The 442-nt window shown below is 68.6% G+C and carries 1 protein-coding gene; it reads left to right on the top strand.

The genetic code is table 11. From position 1 onward, the window contains the following. Positions 1-442: Ig-like domain-containing protein (locus tag DW298_RS00090; protein ID WP_240744942.1), on the top strand; the 442-nt coding region annotated here is incomplete at both ends.

Raw genomic sequence — 442 nt, 5'->3', positions numbered from 1 at the left:
CGTTCACGATCGATGACGCGGATGCGGACGCGACCGCCACGGTGGCGTTCGTCGCCGGTCCGGCGGATGTGGGCACCTCGACCATCGTCGCCTCGCCGACATCGATCACCGCCGACGGCACGAGCACGTCGACGATCACCGTCGCGCTGCTGGATGCGAACGGCAACGTCGTGGCGGATGCGGGCGATGTGGTGGCTCTGTCGACGACGACCGGCACCCTTTCAGCCGTGACGGACAACGGCGACGGCACGTACTCGGCCACCTTGACGTCGGCGACGACGGTCGGTTCGGCCACGGTCTCGTTCACGATCGACGATGCGGATGCGGACGCGACGGCGTCGGTGGCGTTCGTCGCCGGTGCGGCGGACATCGCTACCTCGACGATCGCCGCCTCGCCGACCTCGATCACCGCGGATGGCTCGAGTACGTCGACGATCACCGT

It is taken from the genome of Microbacterium sp. A20 (assembly GCF_004794515.1).
In the GTDB taxonomy this organism is placed as follows: domain Bacteria; phylum Actinomycetota; class Actinomycetes; order Actinomycetales; family Microbacteriaceae; genus Microbacterium.
The sequence above is the reverse complement of the archived record's forward strand: the minus strand, read 5'-3'. Positions and strand labels throughout refer to the sequence as shown.